Genomic DNA, 23540 nt, shown 5'->3' with positions numbered 1-23540 from the left:
GCTACTCTTCCGGCTCGGTCGTGAACAGCAGCGGATAGCCCTTGGCCTTGCCGGCATCGGTCGCCCGTGTCGCCTTGGTCTCGGCGACATCCTTGGTGAAGACGGCAACGACGCAGACGCCGCGCCGGTGCGCGGTGATCATGATCCTGTGCGCCTGGTCTTCGCTGAGCTTGAACTCGCCCTTCAGCACCGTCACCACGAATTCGCGCGGCGTGAAATCGTCATTGATGAGGATGACCTTGTAGAGCTTTGGCCGCTCGGTCTGCGGCTTGACCTGGGTACGCGGTTTTGTGGTGATTTCAGGCATCGGAACCGACAATTTTGCGCAAGCGACCTGGCCCGCATTCTGACACCAGCGAATTCAGCCGTCCATTTTGATTGACGCGCAAAGCCGGAGGGCGCCGCCATTCACGACTATGTGGGAGAGTCTCGGTTGCCGTTCAACGGTCCTGGCGGCCAAAGATGCGGCGGCCGGGAATCTGCCGCGCGGCTGTGACGGACGGCATATCGGACCGAAGGCGGTTTCCAACCGCATCCGCCCGGCGTTCCAGCCATGCCGCAATCGGCCACGCGACGACGCAGATCAGCGTTGTGCCGGTGAGCACGATCAGCACCCAGGTCTGTGCCGGCGTGATGTAGTCCCAGTTGGTGGAAATCTCCGGTGCGAACAGCGAAGGCTCGGTGCGTCCGCTGGCCGGATCGGGCACCGGGCTGGCGGTGAGCAGGATCAGCACCCTGGCGGCGCCAGTGGCGACCAGACCGCCAAGCACCAACGAACGCAGAGTGGACGAAAGCCGCTTCTTCATGCGGATTGTCCTACATGGCCGGCATTGCAAACGGGTTAAAGTCGGTCGGGGCGGAAGCTGCCGGCGCGAGGCTTCGGCCAAACATCGGTAGGCTAACCGTCCGCTTCATCGCCGATATAGACGCTTTTCAACGGGCTCGGACAGGAAGAAGGCCGCTCCAGCCGAAACCAACTGGAGCGGCCTTGTCACAAGGCAGGCATCGAATGCCGGACCTGGATCAAGCCTTCGGGGCGACCTTCTTGTCGGCCTTCATCGGAGCCTTCTTGTGCTTCTTGGTCTTCTTGACGACCTTCTTCGGAGCAGTCTTCATCGGAGCGGCGGTAGCCGGAGCGGTAGTCGTCGTCGAAGCAGCCGGAGCAGCGGTCGTGGTGGCAGCGGCGTTGCCGAGAGCCGGCATCGCGAAAGCGAGAGCGACGGCGAGACCGGTTGCGGAGAGGATGGACTTTTTCATGGCTTCATTTCCTTTTTTAGCGGGTCGAGTTTTCGAGCGTCACTGAACCGGGTCGTTCGGTGTCACTCCAAGCAGCTTCAAAGCGTTGGCGAGCATCCGGATACCCTGCGCCTGTTTCTTGGCGGCGCAGTACCGGTTACCCTTTCTCTGAAGTGCCTTTGCCGCGGTGACCTGCGTTGCCGCGGCATGGGTTTCGAGGGCTTCATCGAATTGGTGGCTGAGATTGGCGCACCGTTCACTCCGGGTGGTGGGCGTCACCTTTGCGTCCGATTGTTCGACAGCGGCAGTAACCAGGCAAATGCCCAGCAACGCACCCAACAAACTGATCGACAACCTTGGCATCGGTTTATCCGTGAACCCCGAGACTAGCGTCGCAGCCGATGACCTGACCGCCACGGGACCAGTTATGCCTTTGTATTTTTTCAGGAGTTTTTCTGAACTGTAGAATTTTGTTTCTGGATTGTGTCTGAGAAAGCCGGTGTGGGCGCATCATCACCACTGGCCAACATATGGCCTGAATTCTATCGTGTGGGTTGCGACAGAAGGGCTAGGCAATCAAACAATGACAGGGCTGCTGTGAAATCCGACGCACACATACTGATCGTCGACGACGACAAGGGCATCCGCGACCTGCTGCAGGAATTCTTCCAGAAGCGGGGCCTGCACACCTCGGTTGCCGCAGACGGCACCGAGATGGAGGCCATCCTGCGCCGCGCGCAGGTGGACCTTATCGTCCTCGACGTGATGCTGCCCGGCAAGAGCGGGCTGGAACTGTGCCGCGACCTTCGCGCCCAGTACTCGACACCGATCATCATGCTGACCGCCGTCACCGAGACCACCGACCGCGTGGTCGGCCTGGAGATGGGCGCCGATGACTATGTGCCCAAACCATTCGACCCGCGCGAGCTTCTGGCGCGCATCCGCGCCGTGCTGCGGCGCAACGGCGCCGCCGAGCCAAAGCGCGCCACCACCAAGCAGATCTACCGCTTCGCCGGCTGGACGATGGACTGTTCGCGACGCCGGCTGATCGCCCCCGACGATGTCAGGGTCGAGCTGACCATGGCGGAATTCAACCTGCTGCAGACCTTCGTCAAGAGCGCGCAGCGCGTGCTGACGCGCGACCAACTCATCGAACTGTCCGGCGGCGACAGCGACTATTCCTTCGACCGCAGCATCGACATCCTGGTCAGCCGGCTGCGGCGCAAGATGGAAGACGACCCGAAGACGCCCAAGCTGATCCTGACCGTGCGCAGCGGCGGCTACCAGTTCCTGCCCGAGACGACCTCCGAATGAGACGTTTCCTGCCGCAGACCCTGCCTGTGTGGGTGCTGCTGATCGTCATCGCCGGCTTGCTGATCAGCCAGGTCGCGACCCTCTACATCGTGTCGCGCGACCGCGCCGCTGCCAATAGTGTCGTCGACCTTTATCGCCTCAACGATCGCGCCTTCTCGCTGGTGCAGCTCATGCATGACGCCAGTCCGGAGCAACGCAAGGCGACGGCGACCGGCCTGTTCAATTCCACCTACGCGCTTACCGTCACCGACACGCCCGCGGTCAACTCGTCGATTGCCGGCGACGACGAACTGGCGGAGCTCGAAGACATCCTCGTCGGCCGGCTGTCGAAATTCGGCATCACCGATGCGCGGGTGCGGCGCGACCCGGCAACGCGCGAGGCCGACGATGCCACCGGCATGGCACCGGGACCGGATGTTGGCCAGGTCGAGCGCGACCTGCTGGTGCTGGCCGCCGACTTCGCCCAGAGCGACAAGTTGACGGCGTCGCTGCGCTTCGCCGACGGCCAGTGGCTGAACTTCACCGAGCCGATCACGCCCGTCGGCCCGATCCTGAGCTTCGACAGCCTGCCGCTCTATTCGCTGATCGCAGGCCTGGTGGTGATCATGTCGATCTGGTCGCTGCGCCGGCTGACGGCACCCTACCGGATGATGGAAACCGCCGTGAACCGGATCGGCAAGGATCTGAAGAGCCCGCCGATCGCCGAAAGCGGCAGCCGCGAGGTCCGCGCCGCCGCCAAGGCGATCAACGCCATGCAGGCCCGGTTGCGCGAATATGTCGAGGACCGCGAACACCTGGCGGCAGCGTTGGCGCATGATCTGCGCACGCCGATGACCAGGATGCGCCTGCGCCTGGAACTGCTGCGCAAATCGGCGGTTCGCGAGGCGTTGGCGCACGATCTCGCCGATGTCGAAAGCATCGCCAGTTCGGTGATCGACTTCGCCACCTTCGAGGTGACCGAGGAAAAGAACGAACGCATCGACTTCTGGTCGCTCGTGGAATCGATCGCCGACAGCTATGACGACGTCTCATTCGACGACGATACCCGATCGCGCGGCCTGATCTGCATGGCGCGGCCGGTCGCGCTCAGGCGTTGCGTCACCAATCTGATGCAGAACGCGATCACCTACGGCAAGAAGGCGCATCTTTCCCTGCGCCGCTCGGAAAACATGATCCTGCTCACTATCCGCGACGAAGGGCCGGGCATACCACAGGCGCAGATCGACGCCGTGTTCGGCTCTTTCGTGCGCCTCGAACAATCCCGCAACCGACAGACAGGCGGCCTCGGTCTCGGCCTGACCATTGCCCGCAATATCGCACGGGCCGCCGGTGGCGAGATCAGCCTGTCCAACAACCCGGGTGGTGGCCTGCTGACGCAACTGCGCCTGCCGCTGGCGGCTTGACGGAGCAATTCCAGGAAAAGTGTGAAGCGGTTTTCCGTCCGGAATTGCGTCAAACAAGAGACCGAGCGGTTCGGCGTTTCCGTGAAACAATGAACCGCTCGAGGTCAGCTGATGGCGATGATTTTCCAAGTCAGCAGGGAGATGACGACCGCCGTCGCCAACAGCGTTGCCCAGCGATGCAGTCCGAACGCATGCAAGGCGAGAACGACCAGCGCGGCGACGGATGCGGCAAGCGAGCCTTCGATGTAGAAGATTTGCTCCTTCGCCGGTGGCGCGGCCGACGCCCCGCCGATGCGAAAGAATTCCAGATTCGACCGGATCGCAATCACGATCAGCACGCCGAGCGCCGCTTGCGCGGCGTGCGGTGACGACAGCCAGTTCCAGATCCGTTTCAAGGCGCCTCTCGATGCGACCCGGACCGTTGCCGGCCTACCGCCGCAGCACCGCGCTCAACACATCGCGAACACCAATGGCGCCGACAAAGCGCGACTGGTCATCGAACAGCGCCACGGGTGCGGTCTGCGAACGGTGCATGGCCAGCATCACGGTTTTCAGCGAGGTGCCGGGATTGGCCCAGAACACTTGCGCCGCTTCCTCCGACTGGCCATCGATATCGGCGCAGGACACCCAGACCGCCGGCTTGCCGTCGCGTTCGGCCGCCGCCACCAGCCCGTGCTCGTCGATCTTGAAGCGCGTCGTCTTGCGCCGGTCGAGCCACACCCAGCCATTGTCGCCGTGCTCCAGGTCGCGACGGTCACGCATCACGTTCCAGGCGGTCAGCACCGACAGCGGGTTCACATTGGCGATGAAGTCGCGGACATAGTCGTTGGCCGGCCGCAGCACGATGTCTTCCGGCGCGCCGGTCTGCACGATGCGGCCGCCCTCCATGATGGTGATGTGGCTGCCGATCTTGAGTGCCTCCTCGAGGTCGTGGCTGACGAAGATGATGGTCTTCTTCAACTCGGCCTGCAGCTGCAGCAATTCATCCTGCAGCTTGGTGCGGATCAGCGGGTCGAGCGCCGAGAACGGCTCGTCCATCAACAGGATCGGTGCCTCGGTGGCGAAGGCGCGGGCAAGGCCGACGCGCTGCTGCATGCCGCCCGACAGCTCATGGGCGTATTTCTTCGACCATTGGTCGAGATGGACCAGTTGCAGCTGTTTCTGGACCCGTGCCTTGCGCTCGGCCTCCGGCACGCCGGCAAGCTCGAGGCCGAGGCCGACATTCTCCTCCACCGTGCGCCACGGCAACAGGCCGAACTGCTGGAACACCATCGCCACCTGCTTCTGGCGCAGACGCCGCAAGGTCGCTTGGTCACAAGTGACGACGTCGACGGTCTTGTCGCCGTCCTTGACCAGCACCTGGCCACGCGACACCACGTTCAGCCGGTTGACGGCGCGCAGCAACGTCGACTTGCCCGAGCCCGACAGGCCCATCAGAACGGAGATCTCGCCCTCGTTCACGGTCAGACTGGCGCCGGCGCAGCCCAGCACATTGCCGGTCTTTTCGAGGATCTCGGCGCGGGTGGCACCGGCATCGATCATTGCCAGCGATCCGACCTGGTCGGCGCCGAAGACGATATCGACGTTTCTGAAATCGACGGCGACGGTCATTTCTTGCCTCCAACGGCAATTCGGGTCATTCGGTCGAGCACGATGGCGAGCACGACGATAGCCAGGCCAGCCTCAAGCCCGAGGTCGATGCGGCGCGAGCCGAGCGCCCGGTTGATCTCGGTGCCGAGGCCGCCGGCGCCGATCAGCGCCGCGAACACCACCATCGACAGCGACAGCATGATCGACTGCGTCAGGCCGGCCATGATGGTGGGCAGCGCCGAGGGCAGCTCCACCTTCCACAAAAGTTGGCTCTTGGTGGCGCCGAACGCCTCGCCGGCCTCGATGATCGACTTCGGCACCGAGACGACGCCGAGATGGGTGAGCCTGACCGCGGTCGGGATGACGAAAATGATGGTGACGATGAGGCCGGGCGCGTTGCCGAGACCGAACAGCGTCAGCACCGGGATCAGGTAGACGAAGGTCGGCAGCGTCTGCATCAGGTCGAGCACCGGCAGCATGATGCGGTAGACCTTCGGCTTGTGCGCGGCCCAGATGCCGAGCGGCACGCCGACCGCCATCGCCATGGCGGCGGCCGCCACCACCAGCACCAGCGTCTGCACCGTCTGCTTCCACAGGTTCTGATTGATGATGAAGATCAGGCCGAGAAAGACGCCAATGGCGAGCGGCCGCGAGCGCTGCAGCAGCCAGGCGATGGCGGCGATGACCAGTGCCAGCAGCACCGGCGGCACCAGCAGCAGGATGTCGACCAGCCCGTCGAGCAGGAAGTTGAGGCCATTCGAAAATGCCCTGAACACAGTGTCGAAATTGTCGGTGAGGAAACCGAAGAACGCCTTTCCCCAGGCGCCGATCGGAATCTTGTGATCGACCATGAATTTCGAAATCGGATCCATATCGCCCCTCTCATGCAGGAGACCGCCCTGCCCTCGGCCTCTGATGTCGCAACGTCATCTTGTCACAGGATATGAAAAAGGGCAGCCTTTTCCAGAATGCTGCCCCTTATTTCGGTCATGCCGAAATCACAGTCGGCTCAGCTTCCGAGCGCGGTCTTGATCGCCGCCGCCGCGTCGCCGCCATCGAAGGTGGTGACGCCGGCGATCCAGGGCGCAACCGCGCCAGGATTCTTCTTCAGCCAGTCGCTCGCCACCGTGTTTGCATCGCCGCCCTTGAGGATCGCGTCCATCATCTGGCCTTCCATGTCCAGATTGAACTTCAGATTGGCGATGAACTTGCCTGCATTCGGGCACTCCGTGGTGTAGCCCTTGCGCACATTGGTGAACACGGTGGCAGCACCGAAGCCGCTGTCGCCCATGCCGTCGAGATAGGTGATCTTCATGGCGCCCATCACCGGATGCGGCGTCCAGCCGAGAAAGGCGATCCACTCATTGTTTTTCATCGACTGCTCGGCCTGGGTCAGCATGCCGGCTTCCGAGGATTCGACCAGCTCGAAGCCTTCGAGATTGTCCTTCGGGTTCTTGATCATGTCGAGGATGATGCGGTTACCGTCGTTGCCGGCCTCGATGCCGTAGATCTTGCCGTTGAACTTGTCCTTGAACTTGCCGATATCGGTCAGCGACTTGACGCCGGCATCCGCGACATAGGTCGGCACCACGATGCCGTAGCCGGCGCCGGTCAGGTTCGTGCTGATGGTCTCGACCGAACCGTCGGCGGTGTAATCCTTGATGTCGTTGGTCATCGACGGCATCCAGTTGCCGAGGAAGACGTCAAGATCCTTGTTCTTCAGCGACGCCATGGTCACCGGCACCGACAGCTGGATCGTCTGCGGCTCGTAGCCGAGCGCGGTCAGCAGAACGGAAGCGACACCGGTCGTCGCCTGGATATCGGTCCAGCCGACATCGGAAAGACGCACCGCCTTGCAGCTTGCCGGATCGCCGGCGAAGGCAGCGCTCGTAGACAACAGACCCGCCAGGCCAAGGCCGGCGACGAAGGAATTCATGCGCGACATAGATATTCTCCCATTGCGATTCTTAGGCGAAGCGAAGTTACGGTTTCTCTGCCCGCCTTGTTTCGTCAGCCAAACACCATTCTGGTGTGGTTTCAAGCATTAAGGCAATCACGATCAACGGCGCAGGCTGGCCAATCAGCGACACGCTTCCTGCTTTTGCACTGCGCGGCTGTCGTTTTTTGGGGGCGGGGGTCGTTTTTTGGGGGAATGCGGCGACGCCCCCTCCCCGCGCCGGGACAAGTCGGCTTAAAAGGGCGGCATGGCCAAGCTCTACTTCCACTATGCGACGATGAACGCCGGCAAGACGACGATGCTGTTGCAGGCGTCGTACAATTATCGCGAGCGCGGCATGCGTACGATGCTGTTCGTCGCCGGCCACTACCGAAAGGGCGACAGCGGCCTGATCTCGTCGCGCATCGGCCTGGAGACGGAAGCCGAGATGTTCCGTGACGGCGACGATCTGTTCGCCCGCGTCGCCGATCACCATGAGCATACGACCGTGCATTGCGTCTTCGTCGACGAGGCGCAGTTCCTCGAGGAGGAGCAGGTCTGGCAGCTCGCCCGCATCGCCGACCGGCTGAACATCCCGGTCATGTGCTACGGCCTGCGCACCGATTTCCAGGGCAAGCTGTTTTCCGGTTCGCGGGCGCTGCTGGCGATTGCCGACGATTTGCGCGAGGTGCGCACCATCTGCCGCTGCGGCCGCAAGGCGACGATGGTGGTGCGCCTCGGCCCCGACGGCAAGGTGGCACGCCAGGGCGAGCAGGTGGCGATCGGCAAGGACGTCTATGTCTCGCTCTGCCGCCGCCACTGGGAGGAAGAGATGGGCCGCGCCGCGCCCGACGATTTCATTGGCTTCACCCAGGCCTGAAAGGCCAGCGGCTCTATCGCTCAAAGTGCACAGCGGTTTTGGGATAACGACTCGCATAAAAACAAAGGCCTCGGCCCAGCGCGGCCGGATCCGGCATCCCCCCAATCTCGCGACGATGCAGCGTTTGTTAAGGCCCTCGGCCCTATAAGACCGCCAGCCAGAGCTCTCCGGGGTCAGCCATGTTTCGAGCCGCTTCGTCTGCCAGCATTCTTCTGCTTGCCACCGCTCTTGCCGCTCATGCCGGCGGCGACCCGGCACTGGGCAAGCATGTCTTCAACCGGTGCATCTCCTGCCACGAAGCGGCCACCGACCGCGACAAGGTCGGCCCGCATCTGCTGGGCGTCGTCGGCCGCACCGCCGGCAGCGCCGAGAGCTTCCTTGGTCACTACTCCGAGGCGATGAAGAGCGCCGGTGCCGGCGGCCTGGTCTGGGATGAAGCCAACCTCGCCGAATATCTCAAGGCGCCTCGGCTCAAGGTACCCGGCAACAAGATGATGTTCGCGGGCCTGAACAATGACGACGATATCGCCAATGTCATTGCCTATCTGAAGGCCGATCCCAAGCCCTGAGCAACCGCCGGCTGCGTCGCATGACGACGCCCGGGCCTCGCCGGATATGTTACGCCTGCAACTGGAATTCCCGAGCGTCTGTGCCGGCGGAGATTGACTGCTTTGCCGGCACGGAAGTTCAATGACAGTTGAACTACGCTTGACTGTAAGCTAATCACGCCATGACCACGCCTTCACTACCTTTCAAGACCGTGGCGAATTCTTTTGTTTTCGGCGCGGGTCTTGTCTTGCGTCTTTCAATCCCCGGATGCCCCACATATATTCGCCGCTGTTCGCGACCAGCGACGTGATGCCGAAGCGGGAGGCCCCAATGGCGACATTGCAGAATTTCGATGCCGAAATTGCCAAGACCAAGCAGGTCGTGCAGGACATGCGCACCAAGATCGAGCAGTCCGGCACCGTGCTTGATACGCTGGCCACCGCCGACAAGAAGATCGGCGACGCCAATTTCGACATCGAGAACGCCCGCATCGAGGACGTGCTGAAACAGCAGAAGGTGATGGAAGGCAACATCGCCGACCTGATCATCGGTCTGGAGGACGCCACCAACGTTTTCGGCGCCGAATTCGAAAGCATGAAGAACTACACCGGCTGGGAAAACTTCGTCGGCATGTTCTCCAGCCAGAGCAAGCAGCGCATGCGCACCGATCGCGTCCGCAACATGTCGCTGGCCGGCAACCTGCAGGAACTGTTGGCCAAGTCCGACACCATTGTCGGCATCCTGAAGGCGCAGAAGGAAGTGCTCGACCAGCGCTACAAGACCTCCGAGGCCAGCCTGTCGCAGGTCATCGAGCGCCGCAAGACCACCATGTCCAACCTCGAAGCCGTGCAGAAGCGCATCGAGGAGCTCAACCCGATGCTGCTCGACATCGAAAACAAGATCGCCGCGTCCACCAGCCAGAAGGACCGCACGCAGCTCGAGGGTGAACGCTCCAAACTGGCGACGGAATACAATGAAAAGCAGGCCAAGGAGCAGGAGTTGCTGGCTGAGAGCCAGACGTTGGAACGCTACACCTCGATGTTCCAGACCTTCGTCGATTCGCTCAACAACCAGATCGCCGCGCAGTCGACGCTGATCAACAAGCTGACCATCGATACCGAACAGCGTATCGTGCTCTACAAGGCGCTGGAGGATTCGCTGAAGACCGCCGCCCAGCAGGACGTCGCCCACAAGATCAACACTCTTGGCAGCCAGGTCGACAACACAGCCGAAGAAACCATGGCCGGCATCGGTGCCGCCTCGCAGAAACACATCGGCGACCTGCTTGAAATGCACGAGAAGAACATGGTCGCCAGCTCCGACATCCAGCGCCGCAAGAAGCTGGCCGACGATGCCTTTGCCCGCCGCTTCGACGAGGTGCTGAAGAAGCACAACGCGTCAAACTACGTGCAGTCCTAGGGGTGACTGGACTGCCCGCGAGCGCACAGGCATGACCCCCGAAAACGAAGCGGCCGCACGGTATTTCTCGGCCATTACGGCCGCACTGAGCGGCCTTGAAGTGTTCATGCGCGACGATCGCTCGCCGCTCTACCGGCATGGCATCGTCGCCAAGATCGTCGCCGAATACATCGCCCGACTCGACAAGTCCTTTGCCTGCTGGCGCAACCGGCTGGGCTTCATGGACACGTTCCGCATTTCGCGTGCCGAAAGCGGTTTTCCGGTCTTCCAGAACCTGCTCGAACTCGAAAACGACCGTCGCCAGGCCGACGCGCGGCTTGCCAACATTCCGCTGGCCGGAGAGTTGCGCGAGGAAATGGCCGACTTCATCCTGCGCCACAAGGAATTCCCCGAGGCGCTGCAGAAGTCGATGGCCGAACGGCTCTATCTCGAGGACGTGAAAAGCGAAAACACGTTCGGCCCGTTCACCTTGGCGCAGACGGCCAAGGTCTCGGTCAATCCAAAGACAGCGCGGCCGTATTACCTCGTCCACTGGGCAACGTTCGACGGCAGCGCCAACCTGCCGCTGGTCTACATGGTGACGGTGGAGGATTCTTCCGACGCGATGGTGCGTCAGCTCGTCGACAGCAACGGCAAGCTCAATGACAAGGTCGACATTCCGCTGCCGGTCGATGGCCTGCTCAACCCCGAGCTAGCCCACCGTTTCGACGATTTCACCGAGAAGAATTCCGCCTACACGCTGTCGCCAGCGACCATCGCGGTCAACCTCGACAAGGATTTCGAACCGCTGCACCCCAAGCAGTTGCGCCGCGTCGTGCTCGGCCCGTTCTATTCGGCGGGGATCACCGACAACAATTCGACGGTGACCGAGGTGCTGGCCAAGGTGCGCAAGCCGGAAAATGCCTGGCTGCTGACCTGGACCATCCAGGAGGTCTATTCCAAGAGCGAGAAACCTGGCCGCAAGGGGCTGTTCTCGAGCGAGAAGACGACGCAGGAATTCTTCATCAACACCGATGATCTGGAAGCCGCGCGCCAGGGCGTGTCCAGCTACGAAAACCATGCGCTGATCCCGCACGAGGCCTACCAGGCACTCTACGCCGCCGGCGAGGCGCAGAAGATCTTTGCCGGCTACAAGGTCCACATCCTGTCCAACGGACAGGTCATCTCAGACGTCTGACCGTCACACCACGGAGCACTCTTCATGGATACCGGCCTGACCACCATTCCGGAAGCTTCGATCGAAAAGCACCGCGCCATCGCGCAGAGCTTCATCACCCGCATCGTCGTGCTGGAGGACCCTTCACGCGAGTCCGGCACCGCGCTGGCCGGCACCAACCGCCGCTTCGTCTCGACCGTTTCGGTCGGCTCGGTGCGGCGCACGCGCGAGGTCGAGCTGTCGAAGACCGTCGGCGCCGTCCATCCCGACGACCAGCTGCTGACCATCCCGCAGCACACATTGTTGTTTCGCGCCCGGCGCGGTACGGCCATCGCGCTTGCCATATCGGACGTCTTTGCCGAAGGCTCGGACCTCGAAAGCCTGCAGGCCAGGAACACCCGCGCCCCGCTCGAAGGCGACGAGGCGTCCACCTTCAAGAAGCTTCTGTCGGCCTCGGCCTACATCTCCGCCTTCAGCCTCGCTTCCTATCTGTTCCAGCTGATCGACAGCGATGGCGAAGCGCCCAACGACATCCCCGAGCCAGACTTCCTGTTCGACACGCCGCAGGATGCGGTGAAGTCGATCCTGGCCGGCCTCGACAAGGCGATATCGGGCTCGTCCGACGATGCCGACCTGAAGACCAGGGCACGCGCCTTCGCCCGCGTCGCCATCGACGGGCTGTTGGCGCGCAAGGGTCGCTTCGACGGCATCGGCCCGTTCGAGAACGCGCATATCCGCATCGATGCCGACGACTTCACCCTCGACGGTTTCGACGTCGCGCCGGGCAAGCGCTCGAAGCCGCTGGTGATGACCTTCAAGACGCCCGAAGAGGTGGTCGGCAACCACATCGCCAAATACCAATCGGTCAAGCTCGCCAAGATGCTGATGGCCTACGACTTCGAGCGTGAGCTCAACCCCTTCGTCGAACTCGGCGGCTTCCTGTTCACCTTCATCGGCGACGGCGCGCCCGGCACCGGCAAGACGACGCTGATCCAGATGATCGCCGGCCTCGTCAACGGCTACTGCCAGGTCGCCGGCTATCCCTTCGCCTATGAGAATTTCGGCGTCGACCAGATTTCGTCCTACCAGGGCAAGTCGGGCCAGAACTGCCGCCAGTTCATCAACAATGTGCTCAATCCGCGCGTCATCGGCTTCGGCACCATCGACGACATCGACCAGGTGGCGGCGCGCCGCTCCGACGACCGCGCCTCGGCTGGCCAGCAGGAGATCACCGGCGTGCTGATGGATGCCTTCGCCGGTGCCGGCACAGTGGTGCGCGGCAACTGCTCGTTCGGCATGTTCTCCAACTATCCCGAAAATGTCGACGATGCGCTGCGCCAGCGCGCCGGCGCCCGCTGGCTGGTCGACGGTCCGCAGACGCGCGATGACTACATCGACATCTTCGTGCTGCTTGCCGGCAGGAACCACAAGATCCCGCTCGGCGACCACGATCTCTACGCCGCGCAGGAGATCCAGCGAGCCGTGACCGAGGCCTACGAGGAGCATGAGAAGCCGCAGGAGGACGGGCTCATGAAAGTCTACGAGCGCTACATGAAGGAGAACGGCGCGCCGAAATCGATGGCCGACATTGGCACCTATCTGCACCTGATCAAGGATGCCGAGCCGCGCTTCACCGGCCGCGCCATCAAGAACGTCACCGACGCCATCAAGATGCGCGCCATGGATATCGAGCTTCCCGACGACTGGTTCGAGAAGCCGGAAGCCTTCATGCACAAGGGCTACGACGAGAAGAAAGCGATGATCGAGGAACTGCGCGGGCCCTTCTCGATGGACATGGTCATGCAGGAGATCAACCGCTACGCCGACAGCGAGTTCCGCTATTCAGACAAGTCCGACGACGCCGCCGTCGAAAAACTGCTACGCGACGCACGCCTGCGCGAACGGGCCGCACGCGAGATGGAGGAAATGAAGAAAAAGGGTCTGTGGAATGCGTGAAGGTACGCAATGACCGCCAAGAAACCCGACCTGCTGCGCGACAATGAGCTGATCTATGGCCGGCTGCTGACGGTCGACGAGCCGCATTTGATCCAGCGCTACAACAAGGCGCTGTCGGCGTTCGGTCTGAAGCCGACGAAGTTGAAGAGCTTCCAGATCGACCGCACCGGATTCTCGCCCGAAGTGGCCGAGGAATGCGGCGACTATGATTATCTCGACCCCAACGAGGTCAATCGCCGCTTCATCATCCTGACGCCGTCGCAGATCGACCTGCCGGTGGTGCACACCGCCTTCTCCAACACCTCGCAGCTGATGTTCGAGTTCATGTCCAAGAACCAGCGCGCCATCGACGCGCTGACCATCAAGGACGTCATCTACGGCGAGATCGAGGATTCCGTTCCCAAGGTCAACGACATCGAGGACCTGCTGTCGATAAGCCAGGTCGAGTTCAAGGTGCTGTCGGCCGAGGACGTGCTGGGCAAGGCTGCCGAGCTCGGCAAGCTCGTCGACCGGCTGAAGCAGGAGCCCGACGCCTGGCGCGACAACGCCATGCTGACCCGCATGGTGGAATTGGCCAAGATCTGCGGCGACATCCGCGAGAACGCGCTGGTGCCGGACCAGTTGATCTTCCGCCACAATGCCTACTGGACCAGCCATTTCGGCGGTCTCTACGTGTTCGTCGACCCCGACATGACGACGGTGATCGGCGATCCGGCCGCACCTGGCTTCCGCCGCTCGCGGCCGTGGCAGGTCAGTTATCTCTCGATCAACGACGCCGACAAGGTGTTCAAGTTCCTCGCCACCACTGGCCGCATCGAGTTGCCTCGCGCCTCCTGGATCGAAGCCTCGGGCTATCTCGAGCATCGCGCCGAGATGGTGGTACGCGCGCTGATCCGCGACGCAGAGCCGGACCGCAACCTGACCGACGTCGACAAGGTCTGGCTGCAGACCTGGATCCAGAGCCATGCCGACGTGATTGCCAGGGACGGCAATTTTCCCTTCCTCAACGCCGCCAAGCGCGAGATCGCCCAACTCGGCTACCTCAAGATCGAGGATGTGTTCCCGCAGCAGCGCTTCCTGGTGATCCGCGCCAAACCGGACCATCCCGACGCCTGGCTGACCAACCGGCTGATCTCGGATTTCGTCCCGTCGGACTTCGTCTCGCGCTACATCTTCAACAAGCAGGGCCTCTACAGGGACTATGACGGCTTCAGCGACGCCTGGCGATCGCATGTTGTGGACGTTCTCAAAACCACATATTTGAAGGACAAGGTGGCGTTTCGCACACGCCTCTACGGCCTGACTGACTAGAACGAAATGAACCGTCATTTCGTTCTAACTTATTGTTTTGGCGCATGATGTTATCCAAAAGTCCGCAACTTTTTGGCATCATGCTTTGAGGGGGTGACATCGCCATGCTCGATCCGATCGTGAACTTCTTCACCTGGATTTTCCAGTGGATCGGCCGTGGCATCGGCCTCCTGATCGGCGTCATCCTGTGGCCGTTCATGTGGGCCGGGCGCTGGTACACGCAGCGCGGCTGGATCCTCAAGGCGGTGGTCGGCGTCGCCTTGCTGGTGCTGATCGGCCTCTATGCCAACTTCTTCTACGCCACCCAGTGGTGGAACAATTTCAACCCGAATTACCCCGACACCTACACTTTCGAGAAGCGCAACGTGTCCGCGGGCGAACAGGTTGCCGCCGGCTCCGGCACGGATACCGCCAAGACCTGCGGCAACTCCGGTATTGCCCAGATCGCCGCCGACCTGACCGACTTCAACGTCAACCAGAATGCCTGGATCTCGTCGATGATCCTCTACAAGCTCGGCCTGTTCGGCATCGACTGGGACCACACGCCGTGGATGGATAACAAGGCCTCGTTCCAGCGCGGCATCAACCAGGCGGTGCGGCGCACGGCGACCGAACTCGCCGACAATCTCGGCCGTGTCCGCACCACGTCGCAGATCGATGCCGATCTGCAGGACGCGCGCGGCAATCTGCAGTTCGACGAATACACTTGGTATTTCGGCGTGAGCCCGTTCGGCCCGAAGACGCCGACGCCGAGCTATTACCGCGACGCGGTGCGCAAGCTGCGCTCCTTCAACGCCCGGCTCGCCACCTGCCAGGCGACCTTCGATGCCCGCGCCGACAATCTGAAACAATATATTGATCGCATCGCTTCGGACATCGGTTCGACCTCGGCCATCCTCAAGGAACGTGCCGAAAACCACAACAATGGCTGGTTCGATTTCCGCGCCGACGACCGCTACTGGTTCGCCTATGGCCAACTCTACGCCTATTACGGCCTGATGAAGGGTGCCCAGGCCGACTTCGACGACGTCATCAAGGAAAAGCACCTGCAGAGCCTGTGGGACACGATGGACGCGCAGTTCGTCTCGGCGCTGCGCATCCAGCCCTTCATCATCGCCAATGGCCGCGAAGACGGCTGGCTGTTGCCGACGCATCTGACGACGATGGGCTTCTACGTGCTCAGGGTGCGCTCCAACATGGTCGAAATCAGCAACGTGCTGACGCAGTAAGGCTTGCCGGCCGCAGCCGAAGCGATGGCGAATTTGCGCCGTCGCTTCTGTCGCATTCGGTGCATTGTGCGGCTGTTTTGAGACGGCGGAACGACGCGTCCTCTGGCTTCTATACGGCGCGGCAACGGAGCCGGGAAGAACCGATGACAGGTCGGCCGGTCCGCAGATGAATTTTCTTCATAGGAAACATAGTTGCATGCAAGTTGACGCCGCGGCAGCGACAGGGTTAAAACATGCCCGCGCCCCGGTTCCGGCCTGCATGCGAGTGAGATCAAACCCCGTCCCCTCCACCGACCAATCCAGAGGAAAGCCGTCATGGCCGAAGTGAAGTCCGACATCGAGATCGCGCGCGGCGCCAAGAAGAAGCAGATCCAGGAGATCGGCGCCAAGATCGGCATTCCGACCGAACACCTTTTGCCCTATGGCCACGACAAGGCCAAGATTTCTGCCGAGTTCATTAAGTCGGTGAAGGGCAACAAGGACGGCAGGCTGATCCTCGTCACCGCCATCAACCCGACGCCGGCTGGCGAAGGCAAGACGACGACCACCGTCGGCCTCGGCGACGGCCTCAATCGCATCGGCAAGAAGGCGATCGTCTGCATCCGCGAGGCTTCGCTCGGCCCGAACTTCGGCGTCAAGGGCGGTGCGGCCGGCGGCGGCTATGCACAGGTCGTGCCGATGGAGGACATGAACCTCCATTTCACCGGCGACTTCCACGCCATCACCACGGCACACAACCTTTTGTCGGCGCTGATCGACAACCACATCTACTGGGGCAATGAACTCGGCATCGACACCCGCCGTGTCGTCTGGCGCCGCGTCATGGACATGAACGACCGCGCGCTGCGGGAGATGATCTGTTCGCTCGGCGGCGTCGCCAACGGCTTTCCGCGCGAGGGCGGCTTCGACATCACCGTCGCCTCGGAGGTCATGGCCATCCTGTGCCTGTCGACCGACCTCAAGGACCTTGAGAAGCGCCTCGGCGACATCATCGTCGCCTATCGCCGCGACAAGTCGCCGGTCTATGCCCGCGACCTCAAGGCCGACGGCGCCATGGCCGTGCTCTTGAAGGACGCCATGCAGCCGAACCTGGTGCAGACGCTGGAGAACAACCCGGCCTTCGTGCATGGCGGCCCGTTCGCCAACATCGCGCATGGCTGCAACTCGGTCGTCGCCACCACGACGGCGCTCAAGCTTGCCGACTATGTCGTCACCGAAGCCGGCTTCGGCGCCGATCTCGGCGCGGAAAAGTTCTTCGACATCAAGTGCCGCAAGGCTGGCCTGAAGCCGGCCGCTGCCGTCATCGTCGCCACCGTGCGCGCCATGAAGATGAATGGCGGCGTCAAGAAGGAAGACCTCGGCAAGGAAAACATCGAGGCGGTGAAGAAGGGCTGCGCCAACCTTGGCCGCCACATCGAGAACATCCGCCAGTTCGGCGTGCCGGCGGTGGTCGCCATCAACCACTTCTATTCCGACACCGACGCCGAAATCCAGGCGATGAAGGACTATGTCGCCTCGATGGGCGAAGAGGCGATCCTGTGCAAGCACTGGGCCAAGGGTTCGGCCGGCATCGAGGAACTCGCCAACAAGGTGGTGGCGCTGGCCGAATCCGGTGCCTCGCAGTTCGCGCCGCTCTACCCCGATGCCATGCCGCTGTTCGAGAAGATCAACACCATCGTCCAGCGCATCTATCGCGGCTCGGAAGCGATCGCCGACAAGTCGGTGCGCGACCAGCTGCACGCCTGGGAGCAGGCCGGCTACGGCCACCTGCCGGTCTGCATGGCCAAGACGCAGTATTCCTTCTCGACCGATCCAAACCTGCGCGGCGCGCCGACCGGCCACACCGTGCCGGTGCGCGAGGTCAGGCTGTCGGCCGGTGCCGGTTTCGTCGTCATCATCTGCGGTGAGGTCATGACCATGCCCGGCCTGCCCAAGGCGCCATCCTCGGAGAAGATCTTCCTCAACGAGGCAGGCCAGATCGAAGGCCTGTTCTAAGATATTGCTGTCTCAACAGCGAAAAGGGCGCCGCAGCGATGCGGCGCCCTTTTCTTTTGCGGTTACTGCTATGCGGCGTTGCGCGCCAGCGCCCGTTGGTTGGAGGCATAGATCGTATCGCGCTCGGGCAGCACGCCCGTGTTCAGGCATTCGATCCATTCGGTGGTCTTGAGCACCGCCGCGAAGCGCGACTGCAGGATGATCGTCACCACGCGGTGGATCTCTTCGGCCGAGGCATAACCGGCGCTGTTGGCGTAGGGCAGCGAGCCCGTCGCGTCGGACAGGAACTCGACGGCGAAGCCCATATGCACGGCATGGATGATGGTCGACAGATCGCAATTGTGCGTCATGTAGCCGACGACAGTAATCGTATCGATGGCGTTGGCGCGCAGCCAGTCTTCGAGATCGGTGCCTGTGAAGGCGGAGGGCAGGTTCTTTTCGACATAATGGTCGCGGCTGCGCTTGGCGACCTCGGGATGCAGTTCGGCGCCATGGCTACCCTTGGCGAAAACTGGCGATGTCTCGGGAGCCAGTTGCTTGATTACCACCACCTTGACGCCGGCCGCGGCGGCCGCGTCCATGGCGCGTGCCACATTGACGACGCTGTCGCGGAACGGAGGATGCTGGATGGCGAGATTGCCGCCATCATAATCGTTCTGGACGTCGACGACGACAAGCGCGCGACGTGGCGTGGCGTTGGCTGGGTCAGACATGGTGTTTTCCTTTCCGGCTTGAATGCGATGGATCGAAAATAGGCGACATGCCAAGCGATCGAAAGTGTCCCGATTGACATCATTCGAAAGAATTGGGACAATCCGCATCCACTCGCGGAAGCCCCATGACCGACCCCATCATCGCCGTCCTTGCCTTCGACGGCATCAGCCCGTTCCATCTCTCCGTGCCATGCCTGGTGTTTGGCGAGGACAGGACATCTCTTGGCCTGCCGCGCTTCGAGTTCCGCATTTGCGCGGTCAAGGCCGGCCCGATCCACACCGAAGCCGGACTGACGGTTGCAGCACCGCATGGGCTGGAAGGGCTCGACGGCGCCGACATCGTCATCATCCCAAGCTGGCATCATCTCGGCGAGGCGCCAGCGCCAGTGTTGATGGAGGCGCTACGCAGAGCACACGAGCATGGCGCATTGATTGTCGGCCTGTGTCTGGGGACCTTCGCCATCGCCGCGGCCGGACTGCTTTCAGGCCGCCGTGCCGCGACGCACTGGGCCTATTCCGAGCGGCTGCAAAAACTCCATCCCGACATCGCGGTCGATGCCACGGTGCTCTATGTCGACAATGGCGATGTCGTGACCTCGGCCGGCGTCGCGGCTGGCCTCGACTGCTGTCTCCACATCGTGCGCGCCCGCTATGGCGCGGAAGCCGCACTCCGGCTCGCCCGCCAGATTGTCCTTTCGCCGCATCGGCAAGGCGGGCAGGCACAATTCATCGAGCATCCGGTGGCAAAAAGCGCTGATGCCGACCGGTTCACCCAGACGCTTGACGCGGTTCGCTCCACGCTTGGCGAGACGCACAACCTCGACCGAGTCGCCGAAGCCGCCGGCCTGACCCGGCGCACCTTCACCCGCCGCTTTCAGAAATCGATCGGCACCAGTTTCGGCGAATGGCTGACCAGCCAGCGGATCGAACTGGCGCAACGGTTGCTGGAGGCAACGGAGAAATCGATGGACATGGTGGCCTTCGAGGTCGGCTTCGGCAGCGCCACGTCGCTGCGCCAGCATTTTTCGGCACGGCTCAAGACGTCACCGGCGCAATACCGGCGCGAGTTCTCGAGGCGGGCCGATCAGGACGAACCAATGGCACACGCCTGACTTTCCTGAAAAAGAGCGGCCAAAGGCGCCGCATCGCCGCGGCGCCTTTGGTATTCCCTGATCCAGGCAGTCAGGCGACGTCTCCCGGCGATGGCGCGCGTTTGCGGCCGGTGAGCATGGCGCGAACCAGGTTCTCACGATGGCGCAGGCTGGCCAGCAGCACGCCGCCGACATGAAGCCCGACGAGCACGAGAATTCCATTGCCCAGGATCTTGTGCGTGTCCTCCACCCAGGCCACGCCCCACCAGGCATCGGTGGTCTGCATCCAGCCGGTAAGCGCAATTCCCGCCACGCAGGTCAGAAGCGCCAGCACCATGGCGCCGCCGGCAGGGTTGTGGCCGAGATGACGCTTTTCGCGACCCTGCGCCACGTCGGCTATGTACAAGCTCACAGTGCGCGGCCCACGCACGAACTGACGGAAGCGTGTGTGACCCGATCCCGCCAGCCCTGCGATCAGCCGTGAAGCTATCAAGACCCCCGCACTGTAACCGGCCAGTTCATGCAGCTTCATGATTTCTCCCGAGGAAAGCCAGGCCACCGCAACGCACAGGACCAGCGACCAATGAAAGAGGCGGACGTAGGAGCTCCAGACCCTAATCGAGCTTTCTCGTGTCGACTCGACCGAGGTTTCTTGTGTCGACTCGACCGAGGTGTCTCGTGTCGAAACGGTGGCGTTCATGGCGATCAACCGTCGTCGGAATCGGCGCCGACCGACTCGAGCGTCTTGGGATTGAACACGGCTTCCAGCTTTTTGCCGTTGGCATCGAGTGCCTTGGCTTCGTAGCAGCCGTTCTCGGTCTTGATGCTGCGAACCTTCCAGCCTTCGCTTTCAAGCTTCTTTTGCAGCGCCTCGCGTGGTTGCCACTGGTCGGTCGGCACATCGCATTTGTCGGCAGCGAAAGCCGGTCCGGCAACAGCCATCACCAGCGCGGTTAGGATCAAGGTCTTCATCTTGTTTTCTCCATCGGCCAATTCCGATGTCGCGGACCCTGACCGTGAAACCTGACAGCAGCCTGAACGCGTATCGTATCGCTCAAAAGCCGCAGTTGGCTTTCGTTCAGGTTCCTGTCAGCCTTGTCCCGCATGGAGGTGGCGTGTGCTGAACACGGAGGCAAGGTGCGCGTTCTGCTGATCGAAGACGACCCCGTGCTGGGCGAGGCGGTGCGCGATCATATAGCCGCCGACGGTCATGCCGTGGACTGGAGCACGACGCTTGGCGATGCCGGCGATCACCTTCATGTCGTCTCCTATGAACTCGTCCTGCTCGATCTCCATCTGCCGGACGGCAGGGGGCTCGAATTCCTGAAGACGCTGCGCCGTGAAGGCACCGATACGCCGGTCATCATCCTGACCGCGCGCGACCAGCTCTCCGACCGGATAGAGGGGCTGAATTCCGGAGCAGACGACTATCTGGTCAAGCCCTTCGATCTCGGCGAGTTGTCCGCGCGCCTCGCCGCGGTCGCGCGGCGCTATGCGGGAAACCCGAATCCTCTGGTTCGGCTCGGGCCGGTCGAAATCGACCAGGCCGCCCGCCGCGTTGTCGTGGACGGCAGGGAGGCCATGCTGACGTCCCGCGAATGGGCGGTGCTGGAGCAGTTTTTGCGCCGGCCCGGCATGACCGTCGGCAAGAACCAGATCGAGGATGCGCTCTATGCCTTCGGGGCGGAGATCGAAAGCAACACGGTCGAAGTCTATGTTAGCCGCCTGCGCAAGAAGATCGGGCGCGAGGCCCTCACGACCGTAAGAGGGCTAGGCTACCGCCTGGCATTCCCATGAGGTTCTTCGACAGCCTTGCCGGTCGTCTCGTTGCCTCGCTGATCCTGGTCACGGTCGCCTTCGGCCTGGTCGCAGCGGGCACGGGAAGCATCACCCTGCATCGTGAAATCAACGAAGCCATGGACAATTCGATGCAGGAAGCGGCCCGCCGGCTGCTGCCGCTGGTCATCGACGATCTTTTCGGGCGCGAGGTTTCGCAATCGCCCCGCAGGCTGGCAGAGGCCGTCTCGGACGATATAGGCGGTCGCCTCATCTTCCAGGTGCGGGACGGCAGTGGCCGTGTTCTCCTGCACTCCTACAATGCTCCCGCGGAACCGCTCACGGCTGAACTCGCGCAGGGCTTTTCGGAGGCCGCCGGATGGCGCATCTACACTGAGCCCGCGGTTGGCGGCACGATCTTCATCCAGGTCGCCGAGCTCGATGCACGGCGCAATGAGGAAACCTTCGAAGCCGCCACCGGCTTCCTGATACCGATGGTCATCCTGATCCCGTTGAGCGCACTTGTCGCGTGGCTGACCCTGGCGCGTTTCCTGAGGCCGATTGCAACATTGCGCGGCGAGATCAGCGCCCGTCACGGCGACAACCTCGCTGCGATCCGCACCACCGAGCTGCCTTCCGAACTCGCCGCCATTGCCAAGTCGGTTAACAGCCTGATGCGGCGCCTGCACATGGCGCTTGAGGCGGAAAAAGAATTCACCGCGAATGCCGCGCATGAATTGCGCACGCCGATTGCCGGCGCACTGGCACAGACGGAGCGGCTGATCGCGGAAGCTCCGGACGACGCGGCAAGAAAACGTCCGCGCCAGATCAAGGCAGCGCTGTCCAATCTCGCCGGCCTGTCCGAAAAATTGATGCAGCTGGCGCGCGCCGACGCCGGAGTGGCCGCCGCCGGCAAGCCTGCCGACCTTGCCGCGGTCGCGGCATTGGTGGTCGAAGACTTCGAGCAGCACAGCGAAAACAAGGGCCGCCTTCGCCTCGAAACGCTGGTGAAAGGCAAGGCGCTGGCCGCGATCGACACGGATGCGCTGGCCATCGTCCTGCGCAACCTTATCGAGAATGCCTTGCGGCATGGCCCCGAAGGCGGAGAGGTTGTCGTGCGCATCGACGAAGACGCCCGACTTAGCGTGATCAACCAAGGTCCGGTGGTTCCAGCCCCAGGCAGCCTGATCAGACGGTTCGAGCGCGGCGCTACGCGCGCCGAGGGATCGGGCCTCGGATTGGCGATCGTCAGCCGGATCCTGCAACAGATCGATGCGACGCTGGTTCTGAACTCACCGGCATCCGGGCGGCAAGACGGGTTCGAAGCGACGATCCGGTTTCCCGCCGCCTAGAAGCCGAACTCGAAGAGATAGAGCATGATGTCGTCCGAAAACCGCTTCACACGTTTCGGCATCATGCCCTATCGTCAGCCGCCCTTGACCGCCCGCGCCGGATTGCCGACCACCGTGGTGTTCGCGGCGACGTCGCGGGTCACCACCGCGCCGGCGCCGACGATGGCGCCCTCGCCGATGCTGACTCCGCCAAGGATGATCGCGCTGCCGCCGATCCATGCATTGGCGCCGATCTCGACAAGCCTCGCGATTTCCAGCCCCGCTTGCCGCCCGGCGGCCTCCTTGTGGTGCTCGGCGCAATAGATCTGCACATTGGGGCCTAGCAGCGTTCCCTTGCCGATGCGCACGCTCGCCGTGTCGAGAATGGTGCAGCCGGCATTGAGAAAGACGCCGTCGCCTAGAAAGATGTTGAAGCCGTATGCGCAGTGGAACGGCGCCTCGATGCGGGCGCCCTCGCCCGCCCTGCCGAGCAATGCCTTCAAGCCCGGCCCGAGGTTTCCGCGCTGCCGGGGCGGCAGGCAATTGTGCTCGAACACCGCGTCGCGCGCCGTGACGCGCAGTGCCTCCAGTTCGTCATCGAGGCACGTGTACCATTCGCCGGCCGCCATCCTTGCGCGCTCGCTTCCAGCCATGA

The 23540-nt window shown here is 62.6% G+C and carries 25 protein-coding genes; 13 read left to right on the top strand and 12 right to left on the bottom strand.

The features are described from left to right. Nucleotide 1: 1 nt before the first annotated feature. The 4 genes from clpS to AC07FD_RS13535 all read right to left on the bottom strand — a co-directional run bounded on the left by clpS (nucleotide 2) and on the right by AC07FD_RS13535 (nucleotide 1599). The gene (clpS, locus tag AC07FD_RS13550; RefSeq protein ID WP_477300305.1) at nucleotides 2–307 is read right to left on the bottom strand and encodes an ATP-dependent Clp protease adapter ClpS; all 306 of its coding nucleotides are present in this window, start codon (nucleotides 305–307) and stop codon (nucleotides 2–4) included. 133 nt (nucleotides 308–440) lie between these two features. Next, nucleotides 441–806 carry a hypothetical protein gene (locus tag AC07FD_RS13545; RefSeq protein ID WP_478350284.1) on the bottom strand — a complete coding sequence of 122 codons (366 nt, stop codon included), beginning with the start codon at nucleotides 804–806 and terminating at the stop codon, nucleotides 441–443. 217 nt (nucleotides 807–1023) lie between these two features. Next, entirely contained in the window at nucleotides 1024–1257 is a 234-nt protein-coding gene (locus tag AC07FD_RS13540) for a hypothetical protein (RefSeq protein WP_478350283.1), read from the bottom strand. Between the two features lie 39 nt (nucleotides 1258–1296). Then, nucleotides 1297–1599: a hypothetical protein gene (locus tag AC07FD_RS13535; protein ID WP_457151218.1), complete on the bottom strand. Its 303-nt coding sequence runs from the start codon at nucleotides 1597–1599 to the stop codon at nucleotides 1297–1299. 234 nt (nucleotides 1600–1833) lie between these two features. Between AC07FD_RS13535 and AC07FD_RS13530 the strand changes: the two genes are divergently transcribed. Further along, nucleotides 1834–2550, top strand: coding sequence for a response regulator (locus AC07FD_RS13530; RefSeq protein ID WP_095090825.1), 717 nt, complete (start codon nucleotides 1834–1836; stop codon nucleotides 2548–2550). After that, nucleotides 2547–3953: an ATP-binding protein gene (locus tag AC07FD_RS13525; RefSeq protein WP_478350282.1), complete on the top strand. Its 1407-nt coding sequence runs from the start codon at nucleotides 2547–2549 to the stop codon at nucleotides 3951–3953. The genes AC07FD_RS13530 and AC07FD_RS13525 overlap by 4 nt, the downstream gene beginning before the upstream one ends. Nucleotides 3954–4057: 104 nt before the next feature. Here AC07FD_RS13525 and AC07FD_RS13520 read toward each other — a convergent pair whose 3' ends face one another. The 4 genes from AC07FD_RS13520 to AC07FD_RS13505 all read right to left on the bottom strand — a co-directional run bounded on the left by AC07FD_RS13520 (nucleotide 4058) and on the right by AC07FD_RS13505 (nucleotide 7488). Continuing rightward, nucleotides 4058–4348: a hypothetical protein gene (locus AC07FD_RS13520; RefSeq protein ID WP_478350281.1), complete on the bottom strand. Its 291-nt coding sequence runs from the start codon at nucleotides 4346–4348 to the stop codon at nucleotides 4058–4060. Nucleotides 4349–4382: 34 nt separating this feature from the next. After that, nucleotides 4383–5564: a choline ABC transporter ATP-binding protein gene (gene choV, locus AC07FD_RS13515; protein WP_478350280.1), complete on the bottom strand. Its 1182-nt coding sequence runs from the start codon at nucleotides 5562–5564 to the stop codon at nucleotides 4383–4385. Then, on the bottom strand, nucleotides 5561–6415 hold the full coding sequence (gene choW, locus AC07FD_RS13510) for a choline ABC transporter permease subunit (RefSeq protein ID WP_478350279.1): 855 nt from the start codon (nucleotides 6413–6415) through the stop codon (nucleotides 5561–5563). Before choW ends, choV begins: the two co-directional genes overlap by 4 nt. Before the next feature lie 137 nt (nucleotides 6416–6552). Further along, the gene (locus AC07FD_RS13505; RefSeq protein WP_478350278.1) at nucleotides 6553–7488 is read right to left on the bottom strand and encodes a choline ABC transporter substrate-binding protein; all 936 of its coding nucleotides are present in this window, start codon (nucleotides 7486–7488) and stop codon (nucleotides 6553–6555) included. A 259-nt stretch (nucleotides 7489–7747) separates the two neighbouring features. Here AC07FD_RS13505 and AC07FD_RS13500 point away from each other — a divergent pair, with 259 nt between their 5' ends. The 8 genes from AC07FD_RS13500 to AC07FD_RS13465 all read left to right on the top strand — a co-directional run bounded on the left by AC07FD_RS13500 (nucleotide 7748) and on the right by AC07FD_RS13465 (nucleotide 17974). Beyond that, the gene (locus AC07FD_RS13500) at nucleotides 7748–8359 is read left to right on the top strand and encodes a thymidine kinase (protein ID WP_477396816.1); all 612 of its coding nucleotides are present in this window, start codon (nucleotides 7748–7750) and stop codon (nucleotides 8357–8359) included. A 179-nt stretch (nucleotides 8360–8538) separates the two neighbouring features. Then, nucleotides 8539–8928 carry a c-type cytochrome gene (locus AC07FD_RS13495; protein WP_478350277.1) on the top strand — a complete coding sequence of 130 codons (390 nt, stop codon included), beginning with the start codon at nucleotides 8539–8541 and terminating at the stop codon, nucleotides 8926–8928. Nucleotides 8929–9238: 310 nt separating this feature from the next. Beyond that, complete coding sequence (locus tag AC07FD_RS13490; RefSeq protein WP_095091695.1) at nucleotides 9239–10327, top strand: hypothetical protein; 1089 nt, start codon at nucleotides 9239–9241, stop codon at nucleotides 10325–10327. A gap of 31 nt (nucleotides 10328–10358) precedes the next feature. Continuing rightward, the gene (locus tag AC07FD_RS13485) at nucleotides 10359–11504 is read left to right on the top strand and encodes a hypothetical protein (protein ID WP_095090818.1); all 1146 of its coding nucleotides are present in this window, start codon (nucleotides 10359–10361) and stop codon (nucleotides 11502–11504) included. Nucleotides 11505–11528: 24 nt separating this feature from the next. Beyond that, on the top strand, nucleotides 11529–13439 hold the full coding sequence (locus tag AC07FD_RS13480; RefSeq protein ID WP_478350276.1) for an AAA family ATPase: 1911 nt from the start codon (nucleotides 11529–11531) through the stop codon (nucleotides 13437–13439). Nucleotides 13440–13448: 9 nt separating this feature from the next. Continuing rightward, nucleotides 13449–14750, top strand: coding sequence for a DUF6638 family protein (locus AC07FD_RS13475; RefSeq protein ID WP_478350275.1), 1302 nt, complete (start codon nucleotides 13449–13451; stop codon nucleotides 14748–14750). Nucleotides 14751–14854: 104 nt separating this feature from the next. Further along, complete coding sequence (locus AC07FD_RS13470; protein ID WP_478350274.1) at nucleotides 14855–15979, top strand: DUF2333 family protein; 1125 nt, start codon at nucleotides 14855–14857, stop codon at nucleotides 15977–15979. A gap of 315 nt (nucleotides 15980–16294) precedes the next feature. Beyond that, nucleotides 16295–17974 carry a formate--tetrahydrofolate ligase gene (locus tag AC07FD_RS13465; protein WP_095090813.1) on the top strand — a complete coding sequence of 560 codons (1680 nt, stop codon included), beginning with the start codon at nucleotides 16295–16297 and terminating at the stop codon, nucleotides 17972–17974. Between the two features lie 68 nt (nucleotides 17975–18042). Here the strand turns inward: AC07FD_RS13465 and AC07FD_RS13460 are convergent, their stop codons facing one another. Continuing rightward, nucleotides 18043–18687 (bottom strand): cysteine hydrolase family protein, encoded by a 645-nt coding sequence (locus AC07FD_RS13460; RefSeq protein ID WP_478350273.1) that lies wholly within the window; start codon nucleotides 18685–18687, stop codon nucleotides 18043–18045. A 125-nt stretch (nucleotides 18688–18812) separates the two neighbouring features. On the opposite strand from AC07FD_RS13460, the gene AC07FD_RS13455 reads away from it, so the two are divergent. Then, nucleotides 18813–19799 (top strand): GlxA family transcriptional regulator, encoded by a 987-nt coding sequence (locus AC07FD_RS13455; protein WP_478350272.1) that lies wholly within the window; start codon nucleotides 18813–18815, stop codon nucleotides 19797–19799. A 70-nt stretch (nucleotides 19800–19869) separates the two neighbouring features. Here AC07FD_RS13455 and AC07FD_RS13450 read toward each other — a convergent pair whose 3' ends face one another. Continuing rightward, entirely contained in the window at nucleotides 19870–20478 is a 609-nt protein-coding gene (locus AC07FD_RS13450; protein ID WP_478350271.1) for a cytochrome b/b6 domain-containing protein, read from the bottom strand. 5 nt (nucleotides 20479–20483) lie between these two features. Continuing rightward, a complete protein-coding gene (locus AC07FD_RS13445; RefSeq protein ID WP_095091693.1) occupies nucleotides 20484–20750 on the bottom strand; it encodes a PepSY domain-containing protein in 267 nt (88 codons plus the stop codon). 165 nt (nucleotides 20751–20915) lie between these two features. Here AC07FD_RS13445 and AC07FD_RS13440 point away from each other — a divergent pair, with 165 nt between their 5' ends. Together AC07FD_RS13440 and AC07FD_RS13435 are read left to right on the top strand one after the other, a co-directional pair. After that, entirely contained in the window at nucleotides 20916–21575 is a 660-nt protein-coding gene (locus tag AC07FD_RS13440; protein WP_477228244.1) for a response regulator, read from the top strand. After that, nucleotides 21572–22906, top strand: coding sequence for an ATP-binding protein (locus AC07FD_RS13435; RefSeq protein WP_478350270.1), 1335 nt, complete (start codon nucleotides 21572–21574; stop codon nucleotides 22904–22906). The genes AC07FD_RS13440 and AC07FD_RS13435 overlap by 4 nt, the downstream gene beginning before the upstream one ends. Nucleotides 22907–22980: 74 nt before the next feature. Here the strand turns inward: AC07FD_RS13435 and AC07FD_RS13430 are convergent, their stop codons facing one another. Next, nucleotides 22981–23538 carry a sugar O-acetyltransferase gene (locus AC07FD_RS13430; protein ID WP_478350269.1) on the bottom strand — a complete coding sequence of 186 codons (558 nt, stop codon included), beginning with the start codon at nucleotides 23536–23538 and terminating at the stop codon, nucleotides 22981–22983. Nucleotides 23539–23540: the final 2 nt, after the last annotated feature.

Source organism: Mesorhizobium waitakense (genome assembly GCF_056431085.1).
The sequence above is the reverse complement of the archived record's forward strand: the minus strand, read 5'-3'. Positions and strand labels throughout refer to the sequence as shown.